23 protein-coding genes, 1 rRNA gene and 1 riboswitch are annotated in these 26062 nt (G+C 71.0%); of the genes, 6 read left to right on the top strand and 18 right to left on the bottom strand.

Annotated elements, in window-relative coordinates; translation table 11 throughout:
• Positions 1–18: 18 nt before the first annotated feature.
• Positions 19–1350, bottom strand: coding sequence for an aminotransferase class I/II-fold pyridoxal phosphate-dependent enzyme (locus tag ACFYM0_RS00120; protein ID WP_388495162.1), 1332 nt, complete (start codon positions 1348–1350; stop codon positions 19–21).
• 37 nt (positions 1351–1387) lie between these two features.
• Here ACFYM0_RS00120 and ACFYM0_RS00115 point away from each other — a divergent pair, with 37 nt between their 5' ends.
• On the top strand, positions 1388–2125 hold the full coding sequence (locus ACFYM0_RS00115; RefSeq protein WP_388495161.1) for a pyridoxamine 5'-phosphate oxidase family protein: 738 nt from the start codon (positions 1388–1390) through the stop codon (positions 2123–2125).
• Here ACFYM0_RS00115 and ACFYM0_RS00110 read toward each other — a convergent pair.
• Both ACFYM0_RS00110 and ACFYM0_RS00105 read right to left on the bottom strand, forming a co-directional pair.
• Complete coding sequence (locus tag ACFYM0_RS00110) at positions 2112–3134, bottom strand: DMT family transporter (protein WP_388495160.1); 1023 nt, start codon at positions 3132–3134, stop codon at positions 2112–2114. The genes ACFYM0_RS00115 and ACFYM0_RS00110 overlap by 14 nt on opposite strands.
• Positions 3135–3299: 165 nt before the next feature.
• Positions 3300–4259 (bottom strand): DMT family transporter, encoded by a 960-nt coding sequence (locus tag ACFYM0_RS00105; protein ID WP_388495159.1) that lies wholly within the window; start codon positions 4257–4259, stop codon positions 3300–3302.
• A 192-nt stretch (positions 4260–4451) separates the two neighbouring features.
• On the opposite strand from ACFYM0_RS00105, the gene ACFYM0_RS00100 reads away from it, so the two are divergent.
• Positions 4452–4880: an SRPBCC family protein gene (locus tag ACFYM0_RS00100; RefSeq protein ID WP_266910679.1), complete on the top strand. Its 429-nt coding sequence runs from the start codon at positions 4452–4454 to the stop codon at positions 4878–4880.
• Positions 4881–5002: 122 nt separating this feature from the next.
• Here the strand turns inward: ACFYM0_RS00100 and ACFYM0_RS00095 are convergent, their stop codons facing one another.
• Entirely contained in the window at positions 5003–5623 is a 621-nt protein-coding gene (locus tag ACFYM0_RS00095; RefSeq protein ID WP_388495158.1) for a PadR family transcriptional regulator, read from the bottom strand.
• Between the two features lie 209 nt (positions 5624–5832).
• Between ACFYM0_RS00095 and ACFYM0_RS00090 the strand changes: the two genes are divergently transcribed.
• The gene (locus ACFYM0_RS00090) at positions 5833–6672 is read left to right on the top strand and encodes a PhzF family phenazine biosynthesis protein (RefSeq protein WP_388495157.1); all 840 of its coding nucleotides are present in this window, start codon (positions 5833–5835) and stop codon (positions 6670–6672) included.
• Here ACFYM0_RS00090 and ACFYM0_RS00085 read toward each other — a convergent pair.
• A complete protein-coding gene (locus ACFYM0_RS00085; RefSeq protein ID WP_266913286.1) occupies positions 6669–7412 on the bottom strand; it encodes a CPBP family intramembrane glutamic endopeptidase in 744 nt (247 codons plus the stop codon). The genes ACFYM0_RS00090 and ACFYM0_RS00085 overlap by 4 nt on opposite strands.
• Before the next feature lie 229 nt (positions 7413–7641).
• Positions 7642–9177: a glutamate-cysteine ligase family protein gene (locus tag ACFYM0_RS00080; protein ID WP_388495156.1), complete on the bottom strand. Its 1536-nt coding sequence runs from the start codon at positions 9175–9177 to the stop codon at positions 7642–7644.
• A gap of 512 nt (positions 9178–9689) precedes the next feature.
• Here ACFYM0_RS00080 and ACFYM0_RS00075 point away from each other — a divergent pair.
• Both ACFYM0_RS00075 and ACFYM0_RS00070 read left to right on the top strand, forming a co-directional pair.
• Complete coding sequence (locus tag ACFYM0_RS00075) at positions 9690–10310, top strand: hypothetical protein (RefSeq protein WP_388495155.1); 621 nt, start codon at positions 9690–9692, stop codon at positions 10308–10310.
• 270 nt (positions 10311–10580) lie between these two features.
• On the top strand, positions 10581–10787 hold the full coding sequence (locus ACFYM0_RS00070) for a DUF5999 family protein (RefSeq protein ID WP_327251645.1): 207 nt from the start codon (positions 10581–10583) through the stop codon (positions 10785–10787).
• A 96-nt stretch (positions 10788–10883) separates the two neighbouring features.
• On the opposite strand, the gene gcvP is transcribed toward ACFYM0_RS00070, so the two are convergent.
• Positions 10884–13769, bottom strand: a complete 2886-nt coding sequence (gcvP, locus tag ACFYM0_RS00065; protein ID WP_388495154.1) for an aminomethyl-transferring glycine dehydrogenase — start codon at positions 13767–13769, stop codon at positions 10884–10886.
• Between the two features lie 198 nt (positions 13770–13967).
• Positions 13968–14066: riboswitch (glycine riboswitch) on the bottom strand.
• A 120-nt stretch (positions 14067–14186) separates the two neighbouring features.
• Here gcvP and ACFYM0_RS00060 point away from each other — a divergent pair.
• Entirely contained in the window at positions 14187–14552 is a 366-nt protein-coding gene (locus ACFYM0_RS00060) for a PRC-barrel domain-containing protein (protein WP_382979936.1), read from the top strand.
• Positions 14553–14936: 384 nt separating this feature from the next.
• Here ACFYM0_RS00060 and ACFYM0_RS00055 read toward each other — a convergent pair whose 3' ends face one another.
• The 11 genes from ACFYM0_RS00055 to rrf all read right to left on the bottom strand — a co-directional run bounded on the left by ACFYM0_RS00055 (position 14937) and on the right by rrf (position 25925).
• A complete protein-coding gene (locus tag ACFYM0_RS00055; RefSeq protein WP_388495153.1) occupies positions 14937–16844 on the bottom strand; it encodes a DNA polymerase IV in 1908 nt (635 codons plus the stop codon).
• Positions 16845–16978: 134 nt separating this feature from the next.
• Positions 16979–17635 (bottom strand): MerR family transcriptional regulator, encoded by a 657-nt coding sequence (locus tag ACFYM0_RS00050; protein WP_388495152.1) that lies wholly within the window; start codon positions 17633–17635, stop codon positions 16979–16981.
• A 180-nt stretch (positions 17636–17815) separates the two neighbouring features.
• The gene (locus ACFYM0_RS00045) at positions 17816–18289 is read right to left on the bottom strand and encodes a bifunctional nuclease family protein (protein WP_030009777.1); all 474 of its coding nucleotides are present in this window, start codon (positions 18287–18289) and stop codon (positions 17816–17818) included.
• Positions 18290–18396: 107 nt separating this feature from the next.
• Positions 18397–19170 (bottom strand): MerR family transcriptional regulator, encoded by a 774-nt coding sequence (locus ACFYM0_RS00040; protein ID WP_388495151.1) that lies wholly within the window; start codon positions 19168–19170, stop codon positions 18397–18399.
• Positions 19171–19189: 19 nt separating this feature from the next.
• Complete coding sequence (locus tag ACFYM0_RS00035) at positions 19190–19729, bottom strand: FHA domain-containing protein (RefSeq protein ID WP_274547808.1); 540 nt, start codon at positions 19727–19729, stop codon at positions 19190–19192.
• Between the two features lie 483 nt (positions 19730–20212).
• Positions 20213–21121 carry a DUF881 domain-containing protein gene (locus ACFYM0_RS00030; RefSeq protein ID WP_388495150.1) on the bottom strand — a complete coding sequence of 303 codons (909 nt, stop codon included), beginning with the start codon at positions 21119–21121 and terminating at the stop codon, positions 20213–20215.
• A gap of 5 nt (positions 21122–21126) precedes the next feature.
• On the bottom strand, positions 21127–21459 hold the full coding sequence (locus tag ACFYM0_RS00025) for a small basic family protein (protein WP_112452698.1): 333 nt from the start codon (positions 21457–21459) through the stop codon (positions 21127–21129).
• On the bottom strand, positions 21456–22358 hold the full coding sequence (locus ACFYM0_RS00020) for a DUF881 domain-containing protein (protein ID WP_388495149.1): 903 nt from the start codon (positions 22356–22358) through the stop codon (positions 21456–21458). Before ACFYM0_RS00020 ends, ACFYM0_RS00025 begins: the two co-directional genes overlap by 4 nt.
• A 133-nt stretch (positions 22359–22491) precedes the next feature.
• Positions 22492–24987, bottom strand: a complete 2496-nt coding sequence (locus ACFYM0_RS00015) for a sugar phosphate nucleotidyltransferase (protein WP_388495148.1) — start codon at positions 24985–24987, stop codon at positions 22492–22494.
• 99 nt (positions 24988–25086) lie between these two features.
• A complete protein-coding gene (locus ACFYM0_RS00010) occupies positions 25087–25677 on the bottom strand; it encodes a CDP-alcohol phosphatidyltransferase family protein (RefSeq protein ID WP_388495147.1) in 591 nt (196 codons plus the stop codon).
• Between the two features lie 130 nt (positions 25678–25807).
• A 5S ribosomal RNA gene (gene rrf, locus ACFYM0_RS00005) occupies positions 25808–25925 on the bottom strand.
• Positions 25926–26062 lie beyond the last annotated feature (137 nt).

Raw genomic sequence — 26062 nt, 5'->3', positions numbered from 1 at the left:
CGCCGCCGCACCCCGCCGTCAGTCCAGCCGCCCCCCGGCCGCCGGGCGCACGGCCGAGGCCACCGCCTCCGCCAGCCCCGGTACGTCCGCCGGGGAGAGCGTCGACATGGTCATCCGCACGGCCGGACCGGATTCCACCCGGAAGCGGGCCCCCGGAGCGACCGCCCAGCCCGAGCCCAGCAGCCGCGTCACCACCGCCGTCTCCTCGGCGACGGGCACCCACACGTTCATCCCGCTCCGCCCCTGCGCGTGCACCCCGCGCCGGGCGAGCGCCGCGACGAGTCCGTCCCGGCGCTCGCCGTAGGACCGCGCGACCGCCGCATGGTCGACCGCTCCCGACTGCCACAGCTCCACCGCCGTGTACTGCAGCAGCCTGCTCACCCAACCGGGGCCCAGCCGCTGCCGCCCCCGGACCCGGTCGAGCGTGACCCCGTCCCCGGTCAGCACGGCGAGCCTGAGGTCCGGTGCGTACGCCTTCGCGGTGGAGCGGATCAGCACCCAGTGGCGGGTCGCGCCCGCCAGCGCGTTCAGCGGCAGGTCCACGATGCCGTGGCCGTGGTCGTCGTCGATGACCAGCACGTCCGGATGCCCGGCGAGCACCGCCCGCAGTTCCGCGGCCCGCTCCGCGCTCACCACCGCCCCGGTCGGGTTCTGCGCCCGGGCCGTCACGAGCAGCGCCCGGACCCCCTGCGCCAGCGCCCGTTCCACCGAGTCGGGCAGTGGTCCGTCGTCGTCCACGGCCACCGGCAGCACCCGCAGCCCCAGCGCCGGGACGAGGTCGAGCACGCTCCCCCACCCCGGGTCCTCGACCGCCACCGCGTCTCCGGGCCGCAGGTGCGCGGCCAGTACCCGTTCGATGCCGTCCAGCGCGCCCGAGGTCACCGCCATCTCCCCGGCGGGCACCCCGTCCGCGTCGAAGGCGGCCCTGGCGAGCCGGGCCAGCTCGGGAACCACCGGGTCGTGGCCGTAGAGCGTCGGCTCCGCGGCGTAACGGCGCGCAGCGCCCGCCAGTGCGGCGTCCAGCGCGGGCAGCAGCCGCACGTCCGGGTTGCCGGAGGCGATGTCGCGCACCCCTGCCGGGACGTCCATCCGCAGTTGGTCGCGCGGCGCGGTCGCCGGGCGGGACCGCACCCGGCTGCCGCGCCGTCCGTCGGTCTCGATGACCCCGCGTTCGCGCAGCGTGCGGTACGCGGCGGCCACGGTGTTGGGGTTCACCCCCAGCACGCCCGCGAGCTCCCGCATCGGCGGCAACAGCGCTCCCGGCGCGAGCGCGCCCGAGGCGACGCCCGCTTCCACACTCGCGGCGATTTCCGATGCGCGCCGCCCGATGATCAGATACTCTCCTAGCACAAAGCTAAGTATGCACTAATACAACGGAGTCCGCACGATGAGCGCCACACCTGCCCCCGAGACCACCACGGGTACGTCGACGGCTGCGGCGGCGGACGCGACCGCACCCTTCCAGGAGCAGGCCGCAGGGTACGCGCCCACCGAACGTACCGTCCCGACCCGGTCCCGCGACCGCGCGCGCTACGACCGCGAGACCGTGCACTCGATACTCGACCAGGCCTACCTCTGCCACCTCGGCTTCGTCCGCGACGGCGCCCCGGTGGTCCTGCCGACCCTCTACGGCCGGGTCGGCGAGGCCCTCTACATCCACGGCTCCACGGGCTCGCGCCCCCTCCTCGCGGCCGGCAAGGCCGACCCGGGGCTGGCGGTCTGTCTCACCGTGACGCACGTCGACGGCCTGGTCCTGGCCCGCTCCGCCTTCCACCACTCGCTCAACTACCGCTCGGTGGTCGTGCAGGGCACCGCCTACCAGGTGACCGACCCGCAGGAGCGCGGGATCGCCCTCGACGCCATCGTCGACCAGGTCGTCCCGGGCCGCTCGGCCGACTCGCGGCCTGCGAACGCCAGGGAGCTCGCGGCCACGGCCGTGATCCGCCTGGACCTGAACGAGGTGTCCGCGAAGCTCCGTACGGGCGGGCCGAACGACGACCCCGAGGACCTGGGGCTGCCGTTCTGGTCGGGCGTGGTCCCGGTCGCGCCGGCGTACGGGATCCCCGTCCCGGCCGACAACCTCGCGGCGGGCATCGCCGTCCCGGACTACGTCACCGCACTCTGACGGCAGCCTCGCCGGCAAGGGCGGGCCGGACCTCCGGCCCGCCCTTCGGCGTGTCCGCGTTGCCGGTGTCCGCCGGGCGCCGCGACTCGGCGGCGATCAGCGCCCCCACGGCCGTGAGCAGGAGTACGGTTCCCAGCGCCACCGGCCCGGTCAGCCGCTCCCCGAGCACCAGGACGGCGATCGCCGCCGCGCCGACGGGCTCGATCAGCATGATCACGGACACCGTCGCGGCCCGCACCGCGGCGGCCCCGCTGAAGTAGAGCGCGTAGGCCAGCGCGGTCGGCACGGTGGCCATGTAGGCGAGCAGCCAGAGCACCCGGACCGGCTCCGCGGTGTGCGGCATCAGCCCTTCCAGCAGGGCGAACGGCAACAGGCACACCGTGCCCACCCCGACCGACCAGACGGTGGTGACCAGCGGGTCCCCGCCGGTACCGCGCCGCCCGAGCAGCCTGGCCCGCAGGGTCATGGCCCCGTAGCCGGCGGCCGACAGCAGCGCCCAGCCGACACCTAGCGGCCGCACCTCGCCGCCGCCGCTGCCGAGGACGAGTACGGCCAGCCCGGCCAGCGCCCCGCCGACCGCGAGGATCCCGCCCCGGCCGAGACGCTCCCCCATCCAGTACCGGGCCCCGAGCGCGATGAGCACGGGCCCCGACCCCAGGGTGACCACGGTGGCCACGGCCAGGCCCGTCTCGCGCACGGCGGCGAAGTACGCGGACTGGAAGAGGGTGAACATCAGCCCGGTCCCGATCAGCGAGCCCACCGAGGCCCGCTTCCGGACGGCGCCCGCCCTGCCGGCGCCGCCCCGCGGGCGACGGCGTACGGCGAGCACCGCGAGGAGCACCGCCAGCCCGCCCGCGCACCGCCAGAAGGACAGGGCGAGCGGGCCGAGGTCACTGGCGAGGTAGAGGAGCGAGGCCGCCGCCCCCGCCGTACCCCAGGCGGTTCCGGCGATGACGAGGAAGAGCAGGCTGCGCCCGGTGGCGGGCGTTGGGTCCGAATGGATCGACACGAGAGGTCTCCGCGCGTGCGTGAAGGATGAAAGGAGCAGGTCATCGCTTCGCGGGCAGCGCGAATCCGCCCGGGTCACGGCCCGGGCCGGGTTCTCCTACGTGGTGGCAGCCGCCCGCGCTAGGCGGCGGGAGGCGGAAGCACGGTCGACGGCATGATCGAGAGCCTAGACCTTGCTCGGATCGCGGTCCAGAGCGGCCACCGGCTCCGCGACCCCGGGCGGGATCTGCCGGGAGGTCTGCGCGATGAAGGCCCCGCCCAGCACCAGCGCGCCGCCGATGATCTGCCAGGTCGAGAGGTGCTCACCGAGCAGGACCCAGGCCAGTACGGTCGCCACGACCGCTTCCAGGCAGGCCACCACGCCCGCGACCTGCGGGGACAGCTTGCGTACGGAGACCACACCGGTCAGGTACGCGAAGACGGTCGCGATCAGCACCACCCAGCCGAGCAGCAGCGGCGCGGGCACCATCAGGTCCCCGAGCGCCGCTTCGCCGCCCAGCACCTGCCAGTCGATCCGCCAGGGCCGGGCGATCACGGTCATCACGAGGGTGCCGACGATCATGCCGTACGCGATCATGCCCATCGGGTCGGGCACGTCGTCCCCGTCGCTGCCCTGGTCGGCGAAGACGAAGTAGAAGGCCTGGCAGCAGGCGGCCGCGAGACCGAGCACCACGCCGAGCAGGTCGAGGCTGAGCCCGGCCCAGATCTGCACCACGCAGGCGAGACCCACCACGGCCACGGCGGCGCCGGCCGCGGCGGCCCGGGTCACGGGCTTGCGCTGCACGAAGCGGATCCAGCCGAGCAGCAGCGCCGGGCCGAGGTACTCCAGCAGCAGGGCCACACCGACCGGGATCCGGGACAGCGAGGCGAAGTAGAAGGCCTGGACCCCGGCCACGGCGACGAGCCCGAAACCGGCGAGCAGCAGGGGTTTGCGGCGTACGAGATCGCGATGGCGCCAGGCCAGCGGGGACAGCACGAGCGCAGCCCCGGCCACCCTGAGCCAGACCATGTGGAGCGGGTCCAGACCCGCCTCGATCAGCGGCTTCGCCGCCACACCCGAACCACCGAACGCGATCGCCGAAACGAGGGCGAGGCCCAGTCCGGCATGTCTCCCTGACGCTTGCATTCGGACATCATGGCAGGGTCGGTCAGGAGCGACGGGACCGTGACACCTGTTGAGACACTCCCGAGACCGACCCGACACCGGCCGGCTCCTCCTCCGCCCCGTTCCCCAATATCTGACAGGTCGTCAGTCTTGAATGTTGCGTCCGCCGGGACTACCTTCCGCCGCACGTACCTGACGAGAAGGGGTGGTCGCATGGCTGAAGTCACCGCGGAATCACGCATCGAGGCGTCCGCCGCGAAGCTCTGGTCCCAGCTGACCGACTGGGACGCTTACGGCCAGTGGAGCATGACCCACACCAACTTCCCGAAGGGCGGCCCCGAGACCCTCGCGGTGGGCTCCACCTTCGCCGAGAACATGAAGATGATGGGCTTCCCCGCCGAGGTCCTCTGGACGGTCTCGGAGCTGGAGGACGAGCGCGTCTTCGCGATCACCGGCAAGGGCCCGATGGGCGTGGCCGTCCTGACCCGCTACACCCTGATCCCGGACGGCGGGGCCACCACGGTCCGCATCGACGGCGAGTTCACCGGCGCCGCGGTCTCCCTCATGGCGGGCAAGCTCAAGGACTCGGCCACCGCCGCCCTGAACGAGTCGCTCCGCAAGCTCTCCGGCCTGGTCGCCTGAGCACCGGTCCCGGTCGGGCAGGTCCGTACGCACACGCACCCACACACACATGACGGCGCGCCCCGCGAGAAACCTCGCGGGGCGCGCCGTCATGTGGTGCGGGAGGTCCCGCCGACGCGCACTCAGTGCTCGTCGGCCAGGATCAGGTAGAGCTTCTTGCGGGCGTCGTTGATGACGGCGAGGGCCTTCTCCCGCTGCGCGGGAGTGCCGGTCTTGAAGACCTGGCCGTAGGCCTCCATCAGGCCGAATCCGGCCGTCCGGACCTCGTTCATCGCTTCGAAGTCGAAGCCGCGGCCGGCCTGCTCCCAGGGAGCGTCCGGGCCGGACTCGGCCTCGGTACGGCCGGCGTCGGTGAGCGTGAACAGCTTCTTGCCGCCCTCGCTCGCGCTGGTGATGAGGCCCTCGTCCTCCAGGAGCTGCAGGGTCGGGTAGACCGACCCCGGGCTGGGCTTCCACGCCCCGCCGCTGCGCTCGCCGATCTCCTGGATCATCTCGTAGCCGTGCATCGGCCGGTCGGCGAGCAGCGCCAGGATGGAGGCGCGCACATCACCCCGCCGGGCCCGGCCGCGCGGTCCGCCGCGCCCGCCGCGCCCACCGAAGGGCCCGCCGCCGAAGGGCGGCCCGAACGGCCCGAAGGCGGCACGCCGCCCCTGGAACTCCTCCCGACGGTCCGGCCCGCAGTGGCCGTGACCCCGTCCGTGCTCATGTCCGTGGTCGTGTCCGTGCTGTCCGTGTGAACGCATGACTGCGCTCCTTTCGTCATCGGCATCTCGTTGTCGCTGTTGCGATGTTTCTACTATCACTGACCCATCGCGATGCGTCAACGATATATCGGAAACTTTCTCAACGAACACCCGCGACCGCCCCGGTCCGCTCCGACTGGCAGTAGCCAGTCCAGTCATCCCGAATTGGCCTTTGCAGGCGGCTCCGCCGCGTCCCTACGGTCGGTGACATGCGCATCCGAATCGTCGACGCCTTCACCGACCGCCCCTTCGGCGGCAACCCCGCCGGGGTCCTGCTCCTCGACGGCGGATTCCCTCCGGACGCCTGGCTCCAGCAGGTCGCCGCCGAGGTCAACCTCTCCGAGACCGCCTTCGCCCATCCGCTCCCGCCGGGCGGTGAGGCCGACTGGGCGCTGCGCTGGTTCACCCCGGCCGCCGAGGTCGACATGTGCGGCCACGCGACCCTGGCCACCGCCCACGTCCTGGCCGCCGGCGGCCTCACGACGGGGACGGTCCGCTTCTCGGCGCGCTGCGGAATCCTGAAGGTCACGGCCGCCGAGGACGGGTCCCTGGTCATGGACTTCCCGACCTCCTCCCTGACCGAGGTCGAGCCGGACGCCGCCGTGGAGCGCGCGCTGGGCGCCACGGCGAAGTCGGTCCACGACACCTCCGAGCACATCGGGGACCTCGTGGTGGAGCTGGCCGACGAGCGGACCGTACGGGAGCTCACGCCGGACCATGCCGCCCTGCGCGGCTACTCCCGGCGCGGGATCATCGTGACCGCGGCGGCCGAAGACCCCTCCCGCGGCTACGACTTCGTCTCGCGCGGCTTCTTCCCCGCGGTCGGCATCGACGAGGACCCGGTCACCGGCAGCGCCCACACCGCCCTGGCCCCCTTCTGGGCGCGGCGGCTGGGCCGCACGGAGCTGGTCGGCCTCCAGGGCGGAGCCCGCACCGGCCTCGTCCGGGTGCGGCTGCTGGGCGACCGTACGCTGCTGATCGGGCGCGCGGTCACGGTCGTCGACGGCGAGCTGCTCAGCGCACCGCAGGAATCCGCGCGGACGGCCTAAGGGGTGGGCAGCCAGCCCACCTTGCCCGCCAGCAGGGCGTACCCGCCGAAGGCCACGATGTCGAGCAGCGCGTGCGCGACGACGAGCGGGCCGACCCGGCCCCAGCGGCGGTAGGCGAGGACGAAGACCACGCCCATCACCACGTTGCCGATGAATCCGCCGATGCCCTGGTAGAGGTGGTAGGAGCCGCGCAGCACGGAGCTGGCGAGCAGGGCGGCCATCGGCGACCAGCCGAGCTGGTCGAGCCGGCGCAGAAGGTAGGCCAGCACGATGACCTCCTCCACCACGGAGTTCTGCACCGCGGAGAGGATCAGTACGGGGAACTTCCACCACACGTCGGGCAGCGCCTCCGGCACCACCGTGAGGTTGAAGCCGGTCGCCCGGGCCCCCAGGTAGAAGGCCAGTCCCGCGCTGCCGATGCCGGCGGCGACGAGCGCGCCCCGGCCCAGGTCCCACCAGGGCCGGGTGCGGTCGAAGCCCAGCACCTTGAGCCCGGGTGCGCCCTCACGGGTGAGCAGGTGCGCGACGAGCAGGACGGGGACGAGGGCGCTCGCGATGCCGAACAGCTGCCAGGCCAGGTCCAGCCACGGCCGCCCGGGGGCGTACGAGCCGTTGAGCGTGGCGGCCTGGTCCTTGAGCCCACCAGGCTTGGTCAGCGAGCCGATGAAGCTGATCAGCGCCGAGACGCCGCTCGCGCCCAGGGACAGCGCGAGCACGAGCAGCGTCTCGGAGCGCAGCATCCTGCGCTCCTTCAGGCCCTCGCCGAGTTCGAGCTCCCCGACCACCGGTTCCGGCTCCGTCCGCACGCCCGTCTCCCGTCCCGCCACCGCCGCGACATCTCGGCTGCGACATCTCGCGGGGCGTCCCGCCCCGATCACCCCATACTGCCTCCTCCACGGGGCAACGGGATCACCGGGCGGGACCGTGCGGGCGGCTGAACCCGACGGAACGTACCGGAAGGTGCCGGGATCAGCCGGCGGCCGCCGGTCCGGCCGCCGCGGCGCCACCCCCCAGGCCCACCGGCCAGGTGTGCACGGGATCGCCGCGGTGACTCAGCTCGCTGTAGCGGCGCGTGGTCGCGGCCAGCGCCGCGTCCCGCTCCAGACCGCCCGCGAGGGCCCGGTGGTACGTGTCCACCTGCCAGGTGGCTCCGTTCACCCGGCGCCGGCACCGCTCCTCGATGATGCCGAGGTAGTGGTCCCGGTCGGCGGGTTCGATGCCCCACGCGTCCAGTCCGGCGGCCGCCATCGGCAGCAGTTCCTCCAGCACCAGCCGGATCGCGGGCACGCTCGCCAGTCCCCCGCCCCGGCCCCGGCGCGGCCAGCGCAGCCGGGCGTCGATGCCGTAGCGGCAGGCCGCGTCGAAGTTGGCCTCCGCCTCCGCGAAGGGCAGCCGGCTCCAGACCGGGCGCTGCTCGTCCGCGAGCGTCCGTACGAGCCCGTAGTAGAAGGCCGCGTTGGCGACGACGTCGGCCACCGTCGGGCCGGCGGGCAGGACCCTGTTCTCCACGCGCAGGTGCGGCACCCCGTCGGCGACCCCGTAGACGGGCCGGTTCCAGCGGTAGACGGTGCCGTTGTGCAGCACCAGCTCCTGCAGGCTCGGCACCCCGCCCTCGGCGAGCACCCGCAGCGGCTCCTCCTCGTCGCAGATCGGCAGCAGGGCCGGGAAGTAGCGGACGTTCTCGGCGAAGAGCTCGTACGCCGAGTCCACCCACCGCTCGCCGAACCAGGTGCGCGGGCGCACCCCCTGCGCCTGGAGCTCGGGCGGCCGGGTGTCGGTGGCCTGCTGGAAGAGCGGCGGCCGCGACTCCCGCCACAGCTCCCGCCCGAACAGGAAGGGCGAGTTGGCGCCGACGGCTATCTGTACGGCCGCCACCGCCTGGGCCGCGTTCCACACGTCCGCGAACCGGGCCGGGGTCACCTGCAGGTGCAGTTGCACGGAGGTGCAGGCGGCCTCCGGCACGATCGACCCGGAAGTCCAGGTCAGCCGCTCGACCCCCTCGATGTCGAGCACGAAGTCCTCGCCCCGCATCATCAGGATCTGCTCGTTGAGCAGGGAGTAGCGGTCCACCGCCGAGAGGTTGGCGGTGACCAGGTCGGTGCGGGAGATCGTCGGCAGAATTCCGATCATGACCACCCCGGCGTCGACCTCCAGCGCCTGCCGGTGGGCATAGCCGAGACCCGCGCTCAGTTCCTCGGCGAGCTGGTCGAATACCCGGCCACCGAGCCGGTGCGGGAGGACGTTCACCTCCAGGTTGAACATTCCCAGCTCGGTCTGGAAATCATTGCTCGCAATACGTTCGAGGACCTGCGCATTCACCATTCTCGGCAACCCGTCGGCACCCGCGAGATTCAATTCGATCTCCAGCCCCATCATGTTCTTGGGGCGATCGAACCTCTTCTCCTCCAGAAGTCGCTCCAGTACCTCCAGGCACTCGTGAAGCTTCCTCCGGTACCGTTGCCGATCGGACAGGTCGAATCCGCCCGCCACGACCTTCTCCCCCATCGGAGCGTCCCTCCTCGACTGGGCCTGGCGGGCGTGGAATGGATCCGCCCCCAGGCGCACGTTACGGTCGATGATGCCCCGGCGGCGTGATCGATAACGCGGAAGGGGCGTGACTGGCGGGGAGCGCGCGCCGGTTTGGCCGACAGGCGCTTTGGCACATTCACCTGGCAAGCACCCTTGCGCAAATACAGCGTAGACCTTGCCGGTTATCGATAACCGATGCTTTTCAGCCGAGCCCCCATCCGGTAACCTCCGAGGTCAGCGCGGAACTTTTGCGCGCACCCGGCATGAATGCCACGTCAGCGGGACCGGTAAGCGCCTTGTCGGCAATAGGCGGGACAGCTAGCCGAAACACTGCGTGAACACATGTCAGATAAACTCCGCATGCGAGGCAGAGAGTTGGCGCGCGGCCATTGCCCCTCAGCCCCCCTCTGACCCCAGAATGCGACAGCGCCGTCCGCACCCCGCACCCGCCCCGTTCCACAGGTCTCCCAAGCGAGAGGCGACCCACCATGCCGCTGCACGTCCCTCCGGCTCCCGCGCCCGCCCTGCGCAGCGTCCTCGCGGCTCTCGGCTCCCCCACCGCCGTCCACGAGGCGCACACCCCGGCCCTGCGCGCCCTCCAGGGGCCGATGACCGCCGAACTGCCGCTGCCCGTCCACGTCCTGGACCGGCTGCACGTCTCCGGCCTGACCGCCGGGGGCAGGCCGCCGCGCACCCGCCTGACCGGTTGGCGGTTCCTGATCCGCAGCGGCGACCGCTACGTCGCGGCGGCCGACACCCGGCTGACCCCGGACGGGTGGGTCTTCTCCCACTTCTTCGAGGGCCCTTACGTCGCCGCCACCGAACGCGCGCTGCGCCAGGCCGAATCGCTCGGCAAGAACTACCAGCCGCGGCTGCTGTCCGTGCCGGAGCTCTACATGCTGACCCTGTGGCTGCACGGATCGGTGGGCGCCGACGCCTCCGCCGGACTGCCGGCCGCCGCCGACCTCCTGGTCCCCCTGGCGCCCGCCCCGCCCGGCATCGCGGCCTACCGGCCGCACCCCGTGTCCGAACTGCTGCCCGTACTGACCCATCGGCTCACGCCGACGGCGCCCCCGGTCCCGCCTTCCATGGCCGCGCCGGCCGCCTGATCCGGCCCATGGCCGGTTCTGCCCATTCGGCCTAGCCCACTCGGGCCCCCAACGAACCACCCGAAATGACAGGGGAGTTGACCTGAACCGCCCGCACGGGTGATGCGTCATCAATCTATGAGGACAGCTGCCGGGAAATCCCTCCGGACACTAGGTCGTGGGGGAACACTGGGGACTCTGACCGAGCCAAGTCGTTGATACGGGGGGGCGGCCATGACCAACGCATCGAGCCGCAGCACACAGACCACACCGCAGCGAAAGAACGCATCCATGTGCCAGCACAAGCCAGCATGCCCGTCCGCCGACTCCGCCGACCGGGAGGCCGCGCACCCCGTGGCCGTTCACCCGGAACAGGGCTGGAGCCTGCTGTGCAACGGCGTCCTGCTCTTCGAGGACACCGGTGAGCTGCTGCCGGACGGCCAGATCATCGCCCCGCACCGCGCCCTCGCGGCGACGCAGGTGATGAAGGCGGCCTAGCCGCCGACGCAACGAAAGGGGCCGGCCCAGGAGAGAACTCCCGGACCGGCCCCTTCGTCATGTCACCGTGTCATGTCACGGCGCCACGTCACCGCATCAGTTGTCGTACTCGTCCAGCGGCGGGCAGGAGCACACCAGGTTCCGGTCGCCGAAGGCACCGTCGATGCGGCGCACCGGCGGCCAGTACTTCTCCGCGGCCGACACCCCGCCCGGGAAGACGGCCTCGTCGCGGGTGTACGGGTGGTTCCACTCGCCGCCCAGCGCCGCCGCCGTGTGCGGGGAGTTGGCCAGCGGGTTGTCGTCCACCGGCCACTCGCCGCCCGCGACCCGCTCGATCTCGGCGCGGATGGCGATCATCGCGTCGCAGAACCGGTCGATCTCGGCGAGGTCCTCGGACTCCGTCGGCTCGATCATGAGCGTGCCGGCGACCGGGAAGGACATGGTCGGCGCGTGGAACCCGTAGTCGATCAGGCGCTTGGCGATGTCGTCGATGCTCACGCCCGTCGCCTTCGACAGGGGGCGCATGTCGATGATGCACTCGTGCGCGACCAGGTTGCCCGGGCCGGTGTAGAGCACCGGGTAGTGCGGCTCCAGGCGCTTGGCGATGTAGTTGGCACCGAGCACCGCCACCTGGGTGGCGCGCTTGAGGCCCTCGCCGCCCATCAGGCGCACGTACGACCAGGAGATCGGCAGGATGCCGGCCGAGCCCCACGGAGCGGCCGAGATCGGGCCGACGCCCGTCTCGGGACCGGCGGTCGGCTGGAGCGGGTGGTTGGGCAGGTACGGGGCAAGGTGCGCCCGGACACCGACCGGGCCGACGCCCGGGCCGCCGCCGCCGTGCGGGATGCAGAAGGTCTTGTGCAGGTTCAGGTGCGAGACGTCGCCGCCGAAGTGACCCGGCTTGGCCAGGCCCACCAGGGCGTTGAGGTTGGCGCCGTCCACGTAGACCTGACCGCCGGCGTCGTGCACCTGGGCGCAGATGTCGGCGACGTGCTCCTCGAACACACCGTGCGTGGAGGGGTACGTGATCATCAGCACGGCGAGCTCGTCGCGGTACTGCTCGATCTTGGCACGCAGGTCGTCCGCGTCCACCTCGCCGTCGTCGGCGGTCTTGACCACGACCACCTTCATGCCGGCCATCACGGCGCTCGCGGCGTTGGTGCCGTGCGCGGAGGACGGGATGAGACAGACGGTGCGCTGCTCGTTGCCGTTCGCCCGGTGGTACGCGCGGACGGCCAGCAGGCCGGCGAGCTCACCCTGGGAGCCGGCATTCGGCTGGATGGAGACCTTGTCGTAGCCGGTGACCTCGCAGAGACGTTCCTCCAGCTCGGTGATGAGCGTGAGGTACCCCTCGGCCTGCTCGACCGGGGCGAACGGGTGCACCTGGCCGAATTCGGGCCAGGTGACCGACTCCATCTCGGTGGTCGCGTTGAGCTTCATCGTGCAGGAGCCCAGCGGGATCATGCCGCGGTCCAGCGCGTAGTCCTTGTCCGAGAGCTTGCGCAGGTAGCGCAGCATCGCCGTCTCGGACCGGTGCTGGTGGAAGACCGGGTGGGTCAGGTACGCGTCCTGGCGCAGCAGCCCCTCGGGAAGCGTGTCGGCCGTGGTGGCGTCGAGCGCCTCCAGGTCCGCGGTCACCCCGAAGGCGGCCCACACCGCGTCGACGTCGGCGCGCAGGGTGGTCTCGTCACAGGAGGCGGAGACCAGGTCGGCGTCGACCTGGTACAGGTTGACCCCGCCCTCGCGGGCGGCGGCCACGACCTCGGCGGCCCGGCCCGGAACCCGCGCGGTGATCGTGTCGAAGTAGGCGCCGTGCACGATCTCGACCCCGCCGGCCGTCAGGCCCGCGGCGAGCAGGGCGGCGTAGCGGTGGGTGCGGCGCGCGATCGTCCGCAGGCCGTCCGGGCCGTGGTAGACGGCGTACATGCCGGCCATGACGGCGAGGAGCACCTGCGCGGTGCAGATGTTGCTGGTGGCCTTCTCGCGGCGGATGTGCTGCTCACGGGTCTGCAGCGCCAGACGGTAGGCCTTGTTGCCGTCCGCGTCCACGGAGACGCCGACGAGGCGGCCGGGCAGCGAGCGGGCGTGCTTGGCCTGGACGGCCATGTAGCCGGCGTGCGGTCCGCCGAAGCCCATCGGGACGCCGAAGCGCTGGGTGGTACCGACCGCGATGTCCGCGCCCAGCTCACCCGGGGAGGTCAGCAGGGTCAGGGCGAGCAGGTCGGCGGAGACGGCGACGATGGCGCCGAGCGCGTGCGCCTGCTCGATGACCGGCTTGATCTCCCGCACGGCGCCGGAGGCACCCGGGTACTGCAGGAGCACGCCGTAGACGCCGCGCTCGGCGATCTCGGCCGGAATCCCGTCCGACAGGTCCGCGACCACGACCTCGATGCCGATCGGCTCGGCGCGGGTCTCGATCACCGCGATGGTCTGCGGCAGCGCGTCGGCGTCGACGAGGAAGACGTTGCCCTTGGCCTTGCCCACGCGGCGGGCCAGGGTCATGGCCTCGGCGGCCGCCGTGCCCTCGTCGAGCAGGGAGGCGCCGGAGGTCGGCAGGCCGGTCAGCTCGGCGACGACGGTCTGGAAGTTCAGGAGGGCTTCGAGACGGCCCTGGGAGATCTCCGGCTGGTACGGCGTGTACGCCGTGTACCAGGCCGGGTTCTCCATGACGTTGCGCAGGATCACCGGCGGCGTGAAGGTGCCGTAGTAACCCAGGCCGATCATCGACGACAGGACCTGATTGCGGTCGGCGAGCTGACGCAGCTCGGCGAGCACCTCGGCTTCGGTCCGCGCCTCGGGCAGGTTCAGCGCGGCGGTGGTCTTGATCACATCCGGCACCGCGGCGGCGGTGAGCTCGTCGAGGGAGCCGTAGCCCACCTGAGCGAGCATCTTCGCCTGCGCCTCGGCATCCGGGCCGATGTGGCGCTGCTCGAAGGGGATGCCTCGCTCCAGCTGGGAGAGCGAAATGCGGTTGGCGGTCATGTACGGAGGCCTCCTGGTCGTACGACCTGCGAGGGGCACCACGGCGCGGGCACCCGGACGGCCTCCCCCTCTGTCATCACAACCTGAGAGCTTCACCGGGCCGCGCGGGGATCGCCCACGAGATCCGGCTTTCACCGTCGGTGAGGAGAGGGACCGGCACTGCGCGCCCGGTTCCCGCACCTGCTTTCCAGAGTGGCCTCACCACGTGCGGTACGTATGCCTGAGAGATTCCGGGGAGGATTTGCTCCTTCGGCGCCTCCGTCTCACTCACTCGGAGGACTCTCCCGCACAGGGTCAACAGCCGTCACCCAGCCTACCAGCGAGGATCTGGGACCCTCCCTCGAGTGGCCCCCTCTCCGGAAATGCACTTTTGTAGTCATTACCGGAGGAGTTGCGCCCAAATGGAGGGACCGGACCGTGCAGACCGACATCGATCCCCGCAGCCTGATCGGCCGCAAGGCGTTCGACCGCAATGGCACCAAGATCGGCACCGTCGACGAGGTCTACCTCGACGACGCCACGGGCGTCCCGGAATGGGCCGCCGTACGCACCGGACTCTTCAGCCGGGACGCCTTCGTCCCGCTGGAGCCCAGCGAGATGGTGGGCGACACCCTGCGCGTGCCCTTCGAGCGCTCCCTCATCAAGGACGCCCCCGACTTCGGCGTCGGCCGCCACCTCTCCCCCGAACAGGAGCTGCAGCTCTACCACCACTACGGCCTGGACCTGGCCCTTCCCTCCGACTTCCAGCACGACTTCGGCCACAAAACCCCCGACACCCCCTGACCCCACCACCCGCTGCCCACCAGCCCCCGGGGCAGCGGGTGCCCCCTCGCCCAGGACGCGCCCCTCAAAAGGGCTCCCCCACGCCCCCCACCCCAGCCACGAACCCCCGGCAACAGCCCGCGCGCACCCGGCGGGCACGCGGCAGCGGGCCGCCACCCCGACGGCGGGCCGTGGACGGCGGGCAGCAAGCAGCGGAGCGCTCGGCGGCCCTACACCTGACCGCAGCGGCAGCGGCAGCGGCAGCGGCAGCGGCAGCGGGGAACCCGGCGCCTCTCAGCGGGTAGCGGGCACTCAGCGACTCACCACGTGCAGCCGGAACCCACCGTCACGTTCGCGGCCGCCGCTCACACCCAGCAGCCCACAGCAGGCGCCCCGGCGGGGCCGCTAGCAAGCGGCCCGGTCCCCGACCAGCGGCATCGGGTCGGACGGCTCCAGTTCGGGGTCGCCCACCAGGAACGTCCGCACCCGCCCCGGCTCGGATCCGGGCTGCTCGAACCGTACGGTCACCCGCCCGACGCCGCTCCCCTGCACCCACCCGGGCCCGTACACCACATGCCGCACATCGCTTCCGGCCGCCCAGCGCCGCTCCACCAGACCTTCGACACCCCCCGCGCCCCCGAGCCCCTGCCCAGCAGCCTCCCCCGGCCCCTGCACGTGCCCAGCGACCTCACCGCGCCCACGCCCAACGCCCTGCCCCTGCAGGTCGTCCTGGCCGTGCCCGATGCTGTCCGTTTGCCCCGACCCGACACCCCGTGGCCCGGCAACCTCACCCGGCCCCGACCCCGACCCCTGCTCCGGCCCCTGCCCCGGACCCGGGCCCTGCCCGAAGCTCTCCCCCTGAGCCAACGCGCTACCCGGCCCCGGCCCACCGACCTCACGCTGCCCCTGCCCATGCCCCCGGCCAAGGCCCCGCTGAGTGCCCCGGCCCTGCCCGAGCCCCTCCGACGGCCCCGACCCAACGGCCTCCGCCCGCCCTTCCCCGGCCGCCTGGCCCTGCCCGGTGTGCTCGCCCGGCACGGCCCCGGCGGTGAAGGGCCCCCCACCCTGGCCCTGACCGTCCCTCTCGTCCCGCTCCGGCTCCGGCTCCGGCCCTGGGAGCGCGCCCAGCCCCCGAGAAGGACTCTCGGCCTCCTGCCCCCCGTCAGCGCCGTCAGCGCCGGCCGCAGGCCGCTCCGCGACGCCGCCGTCACCCGCCCCCGCCCCAGCCCGCGCAGCCATCGCGTCGGCGAAGGCGAACAGATCCTCCTGCGTGTAGTCCGCCAGCCCCGTCACACCCACCCCCAGCAGCCGAATCCCGCCCGTGGTGTCCACGGCCTCCAGCAGCCGTGCCGCCGCCTCCCGCACCACCGCGGGGTCGTCCGTGGGCCCCCGCAGGGTCTCCGAGCGGGTCAGTGTGGAGAAGTCGTACCGCCGGACCTTCAAGACGATGGTCCGCCCCGAGTGCCCCGACCCGCGCAGCCGCTCCACGCACCGGTCCGCGAGCCGCTGCACCTCGTTGCGGATCCGTACCCGGTCGTGCAGGTCCACGTCGAAGGTGTCCTCGACCGACACGGACTTCGCGTCGCGCTCGGCGACCACCGGCCGCTCGTCCACCCCCAACGCCATCCGGTACAGCCCGACGCCGTGCGAGCGCCCCACCATCCGGATCAGTTCGTCCTCGCCGGCCTCCGCCAGCTCCCCCACCGTGGTGATTCCGGCCCGCCGCAGGTGTTCCCCCGTGGCCGGCCCCACCCCGGGCAGGGTCCGTACCGACATGGGTGCCAGGTGCGCCCGTTCCGTGCCGACCTCGATCAGCAGCAGCCCGGCCGGCTTGGCTTCCTCGGAGGCGACCTTGGCCAGCATCTTGGACCCCGCGAGCCCCACCGACCCGCTCAGCCCGGTCGCGGCGGTGATGTCCGCCCTCAGCCGCTCGCCAATGGCCCGCGCGGCCTGCGCGTCGAAGGCGACGCCGCCCGCCTCGAGGTCCACGAAGGCCTCGTCCAGGCTCAGCGGCTCCACGAGGGGCGACAGCTCCCGGAGCATCCCCATGACCGTGTCGCTGACCTCGCGGTACAGGCTGAAGCGTGGAATCAGGCACGCGCCGTTGGGGCAGAGCCGCCGCGCCTGGGCCATCGGCATGGCGGAATGCACCCCGAACCGCCTGGCTTCGTAGGAGGCGGTGGCGACGACCCCGCGCGGCCCGAGCCCGCCGACGATGACGGCCTTGCCGCGCAGGCTGGGCTTCGACGCCTGCTCCACGGATGCGTAGAAGGCATCCATGTCCAGGTGCAGGATGGTCGGCGCGGCTCTCACAGCTCCGATGCTGCCCTACGGCACTGACAATCGGTCCGAACCCACAACAGGCGGGCCGGGCGGCCCGCCGCGGACCGTACCGGACCCGGACGGACCACCCGGCCCGCCCCGGTCCCCAGCCCCGCACACCGCCCTCAGACGGCCCGGTTCCTCCGGGCGGCCAGCTCATCGGCGGGGTTGTGCCCGACCACCGTCTCGCCCGTGTCCACGCGCTCCCCGTGCAGCTGCGACAGCGCGTTCTCCACATCGCGCCAGACCACGCCCACGGCGATGCCGAAGACGCCCTGGCCGCCCTGGAGCAGGCTGACGACCTGATCCGGCGAAGTGCACTCGTACACGGTGGCGCCGTCGCTCATCAGCGTCATCCGCTCCAGGTCCGAGAAACCCCGGTCGCGCAAGTGCTGCACGGCAGTGCGGATGTTCTGCAGCGCCACCCCGGTGTCCAGGAAGCGCTTCACGATCTTGAGGACGACCACGTCCCGGAAGCTGTAGAGGCGCTGCGTCCCCGACCCGTAGGCGGGACGCACCGTGGGCTCCACCAGCCCGGTCCGCGCCCAGTAGTCGAGCTGCCGGTACGTGATGCCGGCCGCGGCACACGCCGTCGGCCCTCGGTATCCGACCTGCTCGGGTGCGGGCTCGCCGCCCTGGGGTCCCACCGGCCCCACCGAACCGACCGGCGCGGGCTCCGGCTGACGGCGCGCGGAGTTCACCGCACCACCGTGCAGCGGGTACGGCCCACCGTCACTCCGTGCGGGGATGCCCCCGGTCATACCGTCGCCCGTGACTCTCACGCCGACCCTCCGTCCTTGACCTGCCATCTCGAAGGTAGGCAGTCACCAGGGGTGCGTCAACGATCGCCACACTCGGCACGCCGAGTGATAATCACCCTGAGAGTGGTTTCCCGTACCCCATTGCGGGGAAAGGCTACTCGAATGGGCTGAAATATCCGGGAGGACGGCGCGACCCGCGCATCACTGCGGGCCTGTACCGAAGTCCTCTGGCGAGATCTGGTCGAGGAACTCGCGGAACTTCTCCACCTCGTCCTCCTGCTCGTCGGGAATCGCGATTCCGGCGTCGTCGAGCACACCGTCGCTGCCGTAGATCGGCGTCCCGGTCCGCAGGGCGAGCGCTATGGCGTCGGAGGGCCGCGCGCTCACCTCGACTCCGCTGGCGAAGACGAGCTCCGCGTAGAAAACGCCCTCCCGCAGATCCGTGATCCGGACTTCGGTGAGCTCCTCGCCGATCGCCTCCAGCACGTCCTTGAAAAGGTCGTGTGTCAGCGGGCGGGCAGGGGCCATGCCCTGCTGCGCGAAGGCAATGGCGGTCGCCTCCCCTGGTCCGATCCAGATGGGGAGGTACCGGTCGCCTCCCACTTCACGCAGGAGCACGATCGGTTGGTTCGAGGGCATTTCCACCCGGACACCCACAACGTCGAGCTCGTTCACACAGCAACCCTAGGACCTGCTCGGCAGGTTTGGGTAGTCGGGCTCCCCCAAGCCTGCCCCCAAGCCCCTGCCAAGTCACCAGAAGTCGGCCCGAAAACCCCTCAGGATCAGTGCAGCCGCACCCCGAGAGCAGTTTGTACGAGGGCCTCGTGCAACCGTACGGAGAGCCCGGCGAGCTCCTTCATGGTGGCCTCGGCATGGGCCCTGGTCTGCGGATTGCGGTGCCGGCGCAGCGGCGAGACGACCTGTTCCACCAGACCGGCCTCCCGGTCGGCGGCGGCCTTCATCGCCCGCAGGTGGCGCGGCTCCAGACCGAATCGGCCGAGATCGGCCACCAGACGGGCGACGGTGACGGCCTCGGCGTCGAAACCGCCGCCGGGCGCCTCCGCGATGAGCCCGTAGGACTCCCACTCCACGAGCTGGACCTCGTCCACCTCCGCGGCGGCGATCAGCTCGGCCCGGCCCACCCGGGCCACGGTCGGCCGCTCCCGGCCCACCTCGCCGTAGAGGGCGACGGGGCTCGCGGGGTCGACGGACTCGCCGTGCGCCGTGGGCGCCGGGATACGGATCTGCTCGCCCCGCGCGAGCGCGTCGAGATGCTCGCGGATGACCTTCAACGGAAGGTAGTGGTCGCGCTGGAGCCGCAGGATGTGGGCGAGACGCTCCACGTCGTCCGTGCTGAACTTGCGATATCCGGAAGGTGTGCGCCTGGGCTCGACGAGCCCCTCCGCCTCCAGGAAACGGATCTTCGAGATCGTGACTTCGGGGAACTCGTCACGCAGCATCGTGAGCACTGTTCCGATGCTCACCAGCCGCACGCCCGAGGAGGCGGCGGTGGCGGTGCCGCCCTTGGCGGCACCGCCTGCCGGGATACGCAGCATGGGACCTTCCCTTGAAGGGTCAGTGCCCCCGCAGGCTCGCGTAGAAGACCAGCCGGTACTTGCCGATCTGCACCTCGTCGCCGTTGTGCAGGGCGACGGAGTCGATCGGTTCACGGTTCACGTACGTGCCGTTGAGGCTGCCGACGTCGGAGACGGTGAAACCGTCGTGGCTCCTGCGGAACTCGACATGGCGCCGGGAGACGGTGACGTCGTCCAGGAAGATGTCGCTCTGCGGGTGCCGGCCGGCCGTCGTCAGCTCACCGTCCAGGAGGAACCGGCTGCCGGAGTTCGGGCCGCGCCGCACGATCAGCAGGGCGGAACCCGGGGGCAGCGCTTCCACCGCGGCCTGGGCCTCGGGGGACAGCGAGGACGACACGTGCGTCTGTCCCGACACCTCGGCCTCGTAGGCCTCCAGGCCCGAGATCGAGATGGTGGACGTGGTCTCCGAGGCACGCTCCGGCGTCAGACCCGCCCGCAGCGGCGCCCCGCAGTTGGAGCAGAACCGGCTCGCCGCATCGCTGCGGTGCCCGCACCTGCTGCAAATCTGCTCGGCCGACATGGACGGCTCCTCGCGCCGCGGCTGCCCCGCGGAGGCATTGGTGGCATACGGGTCGGGGGCAAACCCTCCACCCGTACTCGAGGTTGATGGTTCACCGAAACCTATGCGTCCGGTACCGGCAGGGTCAACAGCCGACGCGCCGTGCGCGCCCGAAATGTCACCCGCTCCGGCGACCTCGTCGCGGAAGAGCGGCCGGTCGCCCTGCCCTTCCACGTCTCCGTGCCCCGCGCGGTGCCTGGCCGCACCGCTTTCCTCGCGGTTCTTCTTGCCGAACAACTTCTCAAACAACTTCACGGGCGATTCCCCTTGACCGAAACAGACCCGCCCGTGGGGCAGGACGAACTCCGAATGCAACACCTGCCGACCCGGACATACTTACAACGTCCGTAACCATCAGACAGTTTCCACCACGCACCGCGACTTCGGTGCCTCGACCCCCCGCAGGCATTCGCCCGCCTGAGCCGGTCTCCCGCACCTCCCGCATCACGACGACGACGACGACCGAGCGTAGTCAGGCTGCTTCGCAGCCCGCAAGGCATCCACAACGATCTTCGCCGGACGTGTGATGCCGACGACCGCCTGCTCCTTCTCCAGCGACTGGACGACGCCACCGGGAATGTTGAGCGCCGGCTCCAGGTCCTGAGGCTTGCCGATCACCTTGAACTCATAGGGTTGTGTGATCTTCTTACCGTCGATCGCGACCCCGTCCTCCTCGTCCGAGAAGTACGAGTCCGCCACGATCCGCACCCCGTTGATCTGGATGGCCTCGGCCCCGGCGGCCCGCAGCTCCTGAAGGGTGTCCAGCAGCTTGTCCGACAGCACCTGGCCCTTGGGGTCCGTGATCTTCAGCACGATCCCCGGCCCCTGCGCGGCCACCGTACCGGCCAGGATCCCGAGTTGGCGCTCCTTCTCCACGGTCTGTTTCCGGGCCTCCTCGGCCTGGTTGGAACTGCTCTCGAGCTCCCGGCGCTGGTCATCGAGCGTCTGCTTCTCGTCCTCCAGCCGCTTGGTCCGCCCGTCCAGCTCGTCGAGGATCCGTACGAGGTCCTCCTGACGGGCTCCGCGCAACGCACTGGAGTCACTGTTCGACCGCACCTGGATGGCCAGCCCGAGCCCCAGGACGAACAGCAGCACCGCGACGATCAGTTGGGCACGGCTCACCCGCGGCGGCCACAGCCCGGCCGCCAGCCGCTGCCGGCCGGTCTCCTCGGGCCCGGTCTGCTCGGGCCGGACCTGCTCGGGCCCGGGCACGTCACCCGCGGACTCGGGCCCGTCGCCCACCGGCCCGGCCGGCGGCTCCTGCGGAGGCTGTGCCTGCGGAGGCTGTGCCTTCGGCCCCTGTGCCGAGGCCGAGGCCCCGGGCTCCTCGGGCGGGGTGTCGTTCGTACTCATCGGCCTCACGCCCGGAACACGTGCCGGCGGATGGCCGCGGCGTTGGAGAAGATGCGGATGCCGAGGACGACGACCACACCCGTGGACAGCTGCGAGCCGACGCCCAGTTTGTCTCCGAGGAAGACGATCAGCGCCGCCACGACCACGTTCGACAGGAACGACACCACGAAGACCTTGTCCACGAAGATGCCGTCCAGCATCGCGCGCAAGCCTCCGAACACCGCGTCCAGCGCCGCGACCACGGCGATCGGCAGATAAGGCTCCACCACGGCCGGTACTTCGGGGCGGACGAGAAGTCCGACCACCACTCCGACCACGAGGCCCAGTACCGCGATCACGATGCACCCTTCTGCTGCTCTGCTGCTGTAGCCGTACGTACGGTCAGGCTCGACGCGGCCGGGAGGCGCATCTCGGCCTCGGACGACAAGGAGTAGCGGATCCCGTAGTTCTCCTGCAGCACGTGCAGGTACTGGCCGTCCGCGGAGTCCTGGAACTCGGTCCCGAGGCGCTTCTTGTCGCCGATCGCCAGCACTTCGTACGGCGGCACCAGCGGCCTGTTGTCGACCAGTATCGCGTCACCTGCGGCCCGGATCGCCGAGAGGGACGTCAGCCGCTGCCCGTTGATGGAGATCGCTTCGGCCCCCGACTGCCACAGCCCGTTGACGATCTTCTGCATATCGCGGTCGCGGAGCCGTCCGGTGTCCGAGAATCCGGCGCTCTCGCGCGGCTTGGTGCCGTTTCCGGTCGTCGAGCCCTTCGCGTCGTCCACCGTCAGCTTGATCCCGGGCCCGTGCACCTCGGTGGCCCCGGACAGCAGCGCCACGAGCTGACCCTGTTCGCCGCCGTGCTGCTTGAGCGCCTCGCGCTGCCGGGCGGCGACGCTGTCCCGCAGCCCTTCGATGTCCCGCTCCAGACCGTCCGCGTGCGCGTCGGCCCGCTCGACCCGGTCGATGAGTTCCTGACGCTCCTTGGCCAGCACCGGCGCGGTCGCCCGCGCCTGCGCGGCGCCCAGGGTGACGACCATCGCGGCGAGCACGAGCCCGGCGGCGAGACCCAGTTTGGCCTTGAGGGTCCGCGGCAGGCCGGACGTGCCCTCGGCCTCGCGCCGGGCCGAAGCCTCCGCGTAGCCCTCGTCGAGGGAGTGGTCCATCACGTGCGTCAGCAGCGACATGGAGGCGTCCGGCCGCGCCGGAGGTGCCGAACTGCGGTTGTGGGGCGGCTGCGACATGCCGCACATCGTCGCATGTCGGCGCCGCTCCCACCGAATGCGGACGCCCGGTGGACCGGACGGGACCTTCGCCCCGCCCGCTCCACCGGACTTGCGGCCCTACGCCGCTGCGTTCCGGCCCACGCCGTCCCGGGCGGGGTGCTCAGTGCCCGGCGCCGTCCACCACCGCTGCCCAGCCGTCCAGCAGGGCCTGCGCGGACGCGTCGTCGGGTCCCTCGGCCCACAGGTGGGTGACCGCCTCCGCCGGATCCGGCAGCACCAGGGCCCACCGCCCGTCGGCCTCCACGACCCGCACCCCGTCGGTGGTGTCCACCTGCCGGTCCCCGGCCGCCTCCACGACCCGCCGCATGACGAGCCCCTTCACCGCCCACGGGGTCGGCACGTCCCGCTTCAGCACGTGCGCCCTGGGGATCCGGGCATCGATCTGGCTGAGTGTGAGCTGCGTCCGCGCCACCAGCCCGATCAACTGCACGAAGGCGGCCGACCCGTCGAAGACACTGCTGAACTCGGGGACGATGAACCCGCCCCGCCCGTCACCGCCGAAGATGGTGTTCTCCGCCCGGCCCACCCGGGTCAGATCGTCGGGCGAGGTCGTCGTCCACTCCACCTGGGTCCCGTGGTACGCCGCCACCTGCTCGGCGATCCGGGTCGTGGTCACCGGCAGCGCCACCTTGCCGCTGCGCTTCTCGGCGGCCACCAGGTCGAGCAGCACCAGCAGTGCCCGGTCGTCCTCGATGATCCGGCCGCGCTCGTCCACGAGGGAGATCCGCTCGCCCACCGGGTCGAATCGCACTCCGAAGGCTGCCCGCGAGGACGCCACGATCTCCCCGAGCCGCACCAGTCCCGCCCGGCGGGATTCGGCCGTCTCCGTGGGCCGGGACTCGTCGAGCCCCGGATTGACCGTGAGGGCGTCCACCCCGAGCCGGCCCAGCAGGCTGGGCAGCACCAGGCCGGCGCTGCCGTTGGACGCGTCCACGACCACCTTGAGCCCGGAGTCCGCGACCCCGGTGGTGTCCACCCGCCGCAGCAGCGAGCCGGTGTAGGCGTCGAAGACGCTTCCCGGGAACTGCAGGTCGCCGATCTCGCCGGGGAACGCCCGCCGGTACTCCTGGCGTGCGTAGACCCGGTCGAGCTTGCGCTGCTGCTGGAGGGAGAGGTCCGCCCCCCGCTCGTCGAGGAACATGATGTCGACCGAGTCGGGCACTCCCGGCGAGGTCCGCAGCACGATCCCGCCGGCACTGCCGCGCGCGGTCTGCTGCCGCGCCACGGGCAGCGGTACGTTCTCCAGGTCCCTGACGTTGATGGCGCTCGCCTGGAGCGCCGAGATCACGGCCCGCTTGAGCGCTCTCGCGCCACGGGAGTGGTCGCGGGCCGTGGTGACCGTCGCCCCCTTCTTCAGGGTCGTCGCATAGGCACCGGCCAGCCGGACCACGAGCTCGGGGGTGATCTCCACGTTCAGGATGCCGGTGACCCCGCGCGCGCCGAACAGATGTGCCTGCCCCCGCGACTCCCAGATGACCGAGGTGTTGACGAAGGCGCCCGCCTCGATCGTCTTGAAGGGGTAGACCCGGACGTTCCCCTGGATGATCGATTCTTCCCCGACGAGGCACTCGTCGCCGATGACGGCCCCGTCCTCGATCCGGGCCGCGCGCATGATGTCGGTGTTCTTGCCGATGACACAGCCGCGGAGGTTGCTGTGCGGCCCGATGTACACGTTGTCGTGCACGACGGCCTTGTGCAGGAACGCACCGCTCTTGACGACGACGTTCGATCCGATGACGGTGTGCTCGCGGATCTCGACGCCGGCCTCGACCTTGGCGTAGTCCCCGATGTACAGCGGGCCGCGCAGCACCGCGTCCGGGCTCACCTCGGCCCCTTCGGCGATCCACACGCCGGGGGAGATCTCGAAGCCGTCCATGTCGACCTGGACCTTGCCCTCGAGCACGTCGGCCTGGGCCTTGACGTAGCTCTCGTGGGTGCCGACGTCCTCCCAGTAGCCCTCGGCGACGTAGCCGTAGATGGGCCGGCCTTCCTTCATCAGCTGCGGGAAGACGTCACCGGACCAGTCCACGGAGACGTCCGCGTCCACGTAGTCGAAGATCTCCGGCTCCATGACGTAGATGCCGGTGTTGATGGTGTCCGAGAACACCTGGCCCCAGGTCGGCTTCTCCAGGAAGCGCTCGACCTTGCCTTCCTCGTCCACGATGGTGATGCCGAATTCCAGCGGATTCGGAACCCGGGTCAGGCACACCGTGACGAGCCCGCCCTTCTCCTTGTGGAAACGGATCAGGTCGGTCAGGTCGAAGTCGGTGAGCGCGTCGCCGGAAATGACGAGGAAGGTGTCGTCCTTCAGAGCCTCCTCGGCGTTCTTCACGCTGCCGGCGGTCCCGAGTGGCTTCTCCTCGTTGGCATAGGTGAGCTCCATCCCGAGCTCCTCGCCGTCACCGAAGTAGTTCCTGACGAGCGACGCCAGGAACTGCACGGTGACCACGGTTTCGTTGAGCCCATGCCGCTTGAGCAGCCTGAGCACGTGCTCCATGATCGGCCGGTTCGCCACCGGCAGGAGCGGCTTGGGCATGCTTGAGGTCATGGGGCGAAGCCGAGTGCCTTCGCCACCAGCCATCACGACGGCCTTCATGTCGGAAGAGTCCTCCTTGAGAGACGGCGTATCGCCGACCTCACCCGTCCCGGACGGTGACTGGACCACTCCCCCGCGTCAGTCAGGCGCCGAGCGAGCTCAATCGGCCGTGGTGTCCGCCTTGACGATCCGGCGGACTTGTACCACGTAAAGGACTCCTGCCCACCAATAGAGGGTTGTACCCCATCCAGCGAACGCCCATCCGAAAACTGACCCCATCCAGGCCAACCAACCCGACCAGGTGCTCACCAGCAGGAAGGGGAACGCGTACATCAGGTTGAAGGTCGCGGCCTTGCCGAGGAAGTTGACCTGGGGCGGCGGATAGCCGTGCCGGCGCAGGATCCAGACCATGACCAGCAGCATCAGCTCGCGCGCGAGCAGTGCCCCGGTGAGCCACAGCGGCAGGATTTCGCGGTACGTGAGACCGAACAGGGTGGACAGGATGTACAGCCGGTCCGCGGCGGGATCCAGCAGCCGGCCGAGGCTGCTGATCTGATTCCAGCGCCGGGCCAGCTTCCCGTCGAGGTAGTCGCTGATCCCGCTGAGCATGAGGACGGCAAGAGCCCAGCCATCGTGCTCGGCCAGGATCAGCCACAGGAACAAGGGTACGCCTGCGAGGCGAGCCATGCTCAGGATGTTCGGAATGGTGAAAATTCGGTCAGTCTGAACCCGAGTCTCCTGGACCTCCACCCGGGGGCCTCCACTGTGACTGTAGAAATGTCGAACGATGCCCTCTGACCCTACAGGAGCCGGTGCACCGGCCTGTAAACGCAGAAAAGCCCCGTACCGGTTACCCGGTACGGGGCTTTTCTCAAAAATTGTTCGGCGGCGTCCTACTCTCCCACAGGGTCCCCCCTGCAGTACCATCGGCGCTGAAAGGCTTAGCTTCCGGGTTCGGAATGTAAACCGGGCGTTTCCCTAACGCTATGACCACCGAAACACTATGAAGTTAACCAAACCGGATATGACACAGTTCGTTACTTCAGAACTAACACAGTGGACGCGAGCAACTGAGGACAAGCCCTCGGCCTATTAGTACCAGTCAGCTCCACCCGTTACCGGGCTTCCACATCTG

The organism is Streptomyces sp. NPDC006487, from assembly GCF_042870555.1.
Taxonomy (GTDB): domain Bacteria; phylum Actinomycetota; class Actinomycetes; order Streptomycetales; family Streptomycetaceae; genus Streptomyces.
This window is presented reverse-complemented; position numbering and strand designations above follow the sequence as displayed.

What these genes read in the sequence shown, in the direction of transcription:
- ACFYM0_RS00095 (WP_388495158.1), bottom strand. Translation starts at nt 5,623, where the DNA reads ATGCGTTCACACGGACAGCACGGACACGACCACGGACATGAGCACGGA.
- ACFYM0_RS00075 (WP_388495155.1), top strand. Translation starts at nt 9,690, where the DNA reads ATGCCGCTGCACGTCCCTCCGGCTCCCGCGCCCGCCCTGCGCAGCGTC.
- ACFYM0_RS00080 (WP_388495156.1), bottom strand. Translation starts at nt 9,177, where the DNA reads ATGGGGGAGAAGGTCGTGGCGGGCGGATTCGACCTGTCCGATCGGCAA.
- gcvP (WP_388495154.1), bottom strand. Translation starts at nt 13,769, where the DNA reads ATGACCGCCAACCGCATTTCGCTCTCCCAGCTGGAGCGAGGCATCCCC.
- ACFYM0_RS00085 (WP_266913286.1), bottom strand. Translation starts at nt 7,412, where the DNA reads ATGCTGCGCTCCGAGACGCTGCTCGTGCTCGCGCTGTCCCTGGGCGCG.
- ACFYM0_RS00040 (WP_388495151.1), bottom strand. Translation starts at nt 19,170, where the DNA reads ATGCTGCGTATCCCGGCAGGCGGTGCCGCCAAGGGCGGCACCGCCACC.
- ACFYM0_RS00035 (WP_274547808.1), bottom strand. Translation starts at nt 19,729, where the DNA reads ATGTCGGCCGAGCAGATTTGCAGCAGGTGCGGGCACCGCAGCGATGCG.
- ACFYM0_RS00105 (WP_388495159.1), bottom strand. Translation starts at nt 4,259, where the DNA reads ATGCAAGCGTCAGGGAGACATGCCGGACTGGGCCTCGCCCTCGTTTCG.
- ACFYM0_RS00100 (WP_266910679.1), top strand. Translation starts at nt 4,452, where the DNA reads ATGGCTGAAGTCACCGCGGAATCACGCATCGAGGCGTCCGCCGCGAAG.
- ACFYM0_RS00030 (WP_388495150.1), bottom strand. Translation starts at nt 21,121, where the DNA reads ATGAGTACGAACGACACCCCGCCCGAGGAGCCCGGGGCCTCGGCCTCG.
- ACFYM0_RS00015 (WP_388495148.1), bottom strand. Translation starts at nt 24,987, where the DNA reads ATGAAGGCCGTCGTGATGGCTGGTGGCGAAGGCACTCGGCTTCGCCCC.
- ACFYM0_RS00115 (WP_388495161.1), top strand. Translation starts at nt 1,388, where the DNA reads ATGAGCGCCACACCTGCCCCCGAGACCACCACGGGTACGTCGACGGCT.
- ACFYM0_RS00090 (WP_388495157.1), top strand. Translation starts at nt 5,833, where the DNA reads ATGCGCATCCGAATCGTCGACGCCTTCACCGACCGCCCCTTCGGCGGC.
- ACFYM0_RS00070 (WP_327251645.1), top strand. Translation starts at nt 10,581, where the DNA reads ATGTGCCAGCACAAGCCAGCATGCCCGTCCGCCGACTCCGCCGACCGG.
- ACFYM0_RS00020 (WP_388495149.1), bottom strand. Translation starts at nt 22,358, where the DNA reads ATGTGCGGCATGTCGCAGCCGCCCCACAACCGCAGTTCGGCACCTCCG.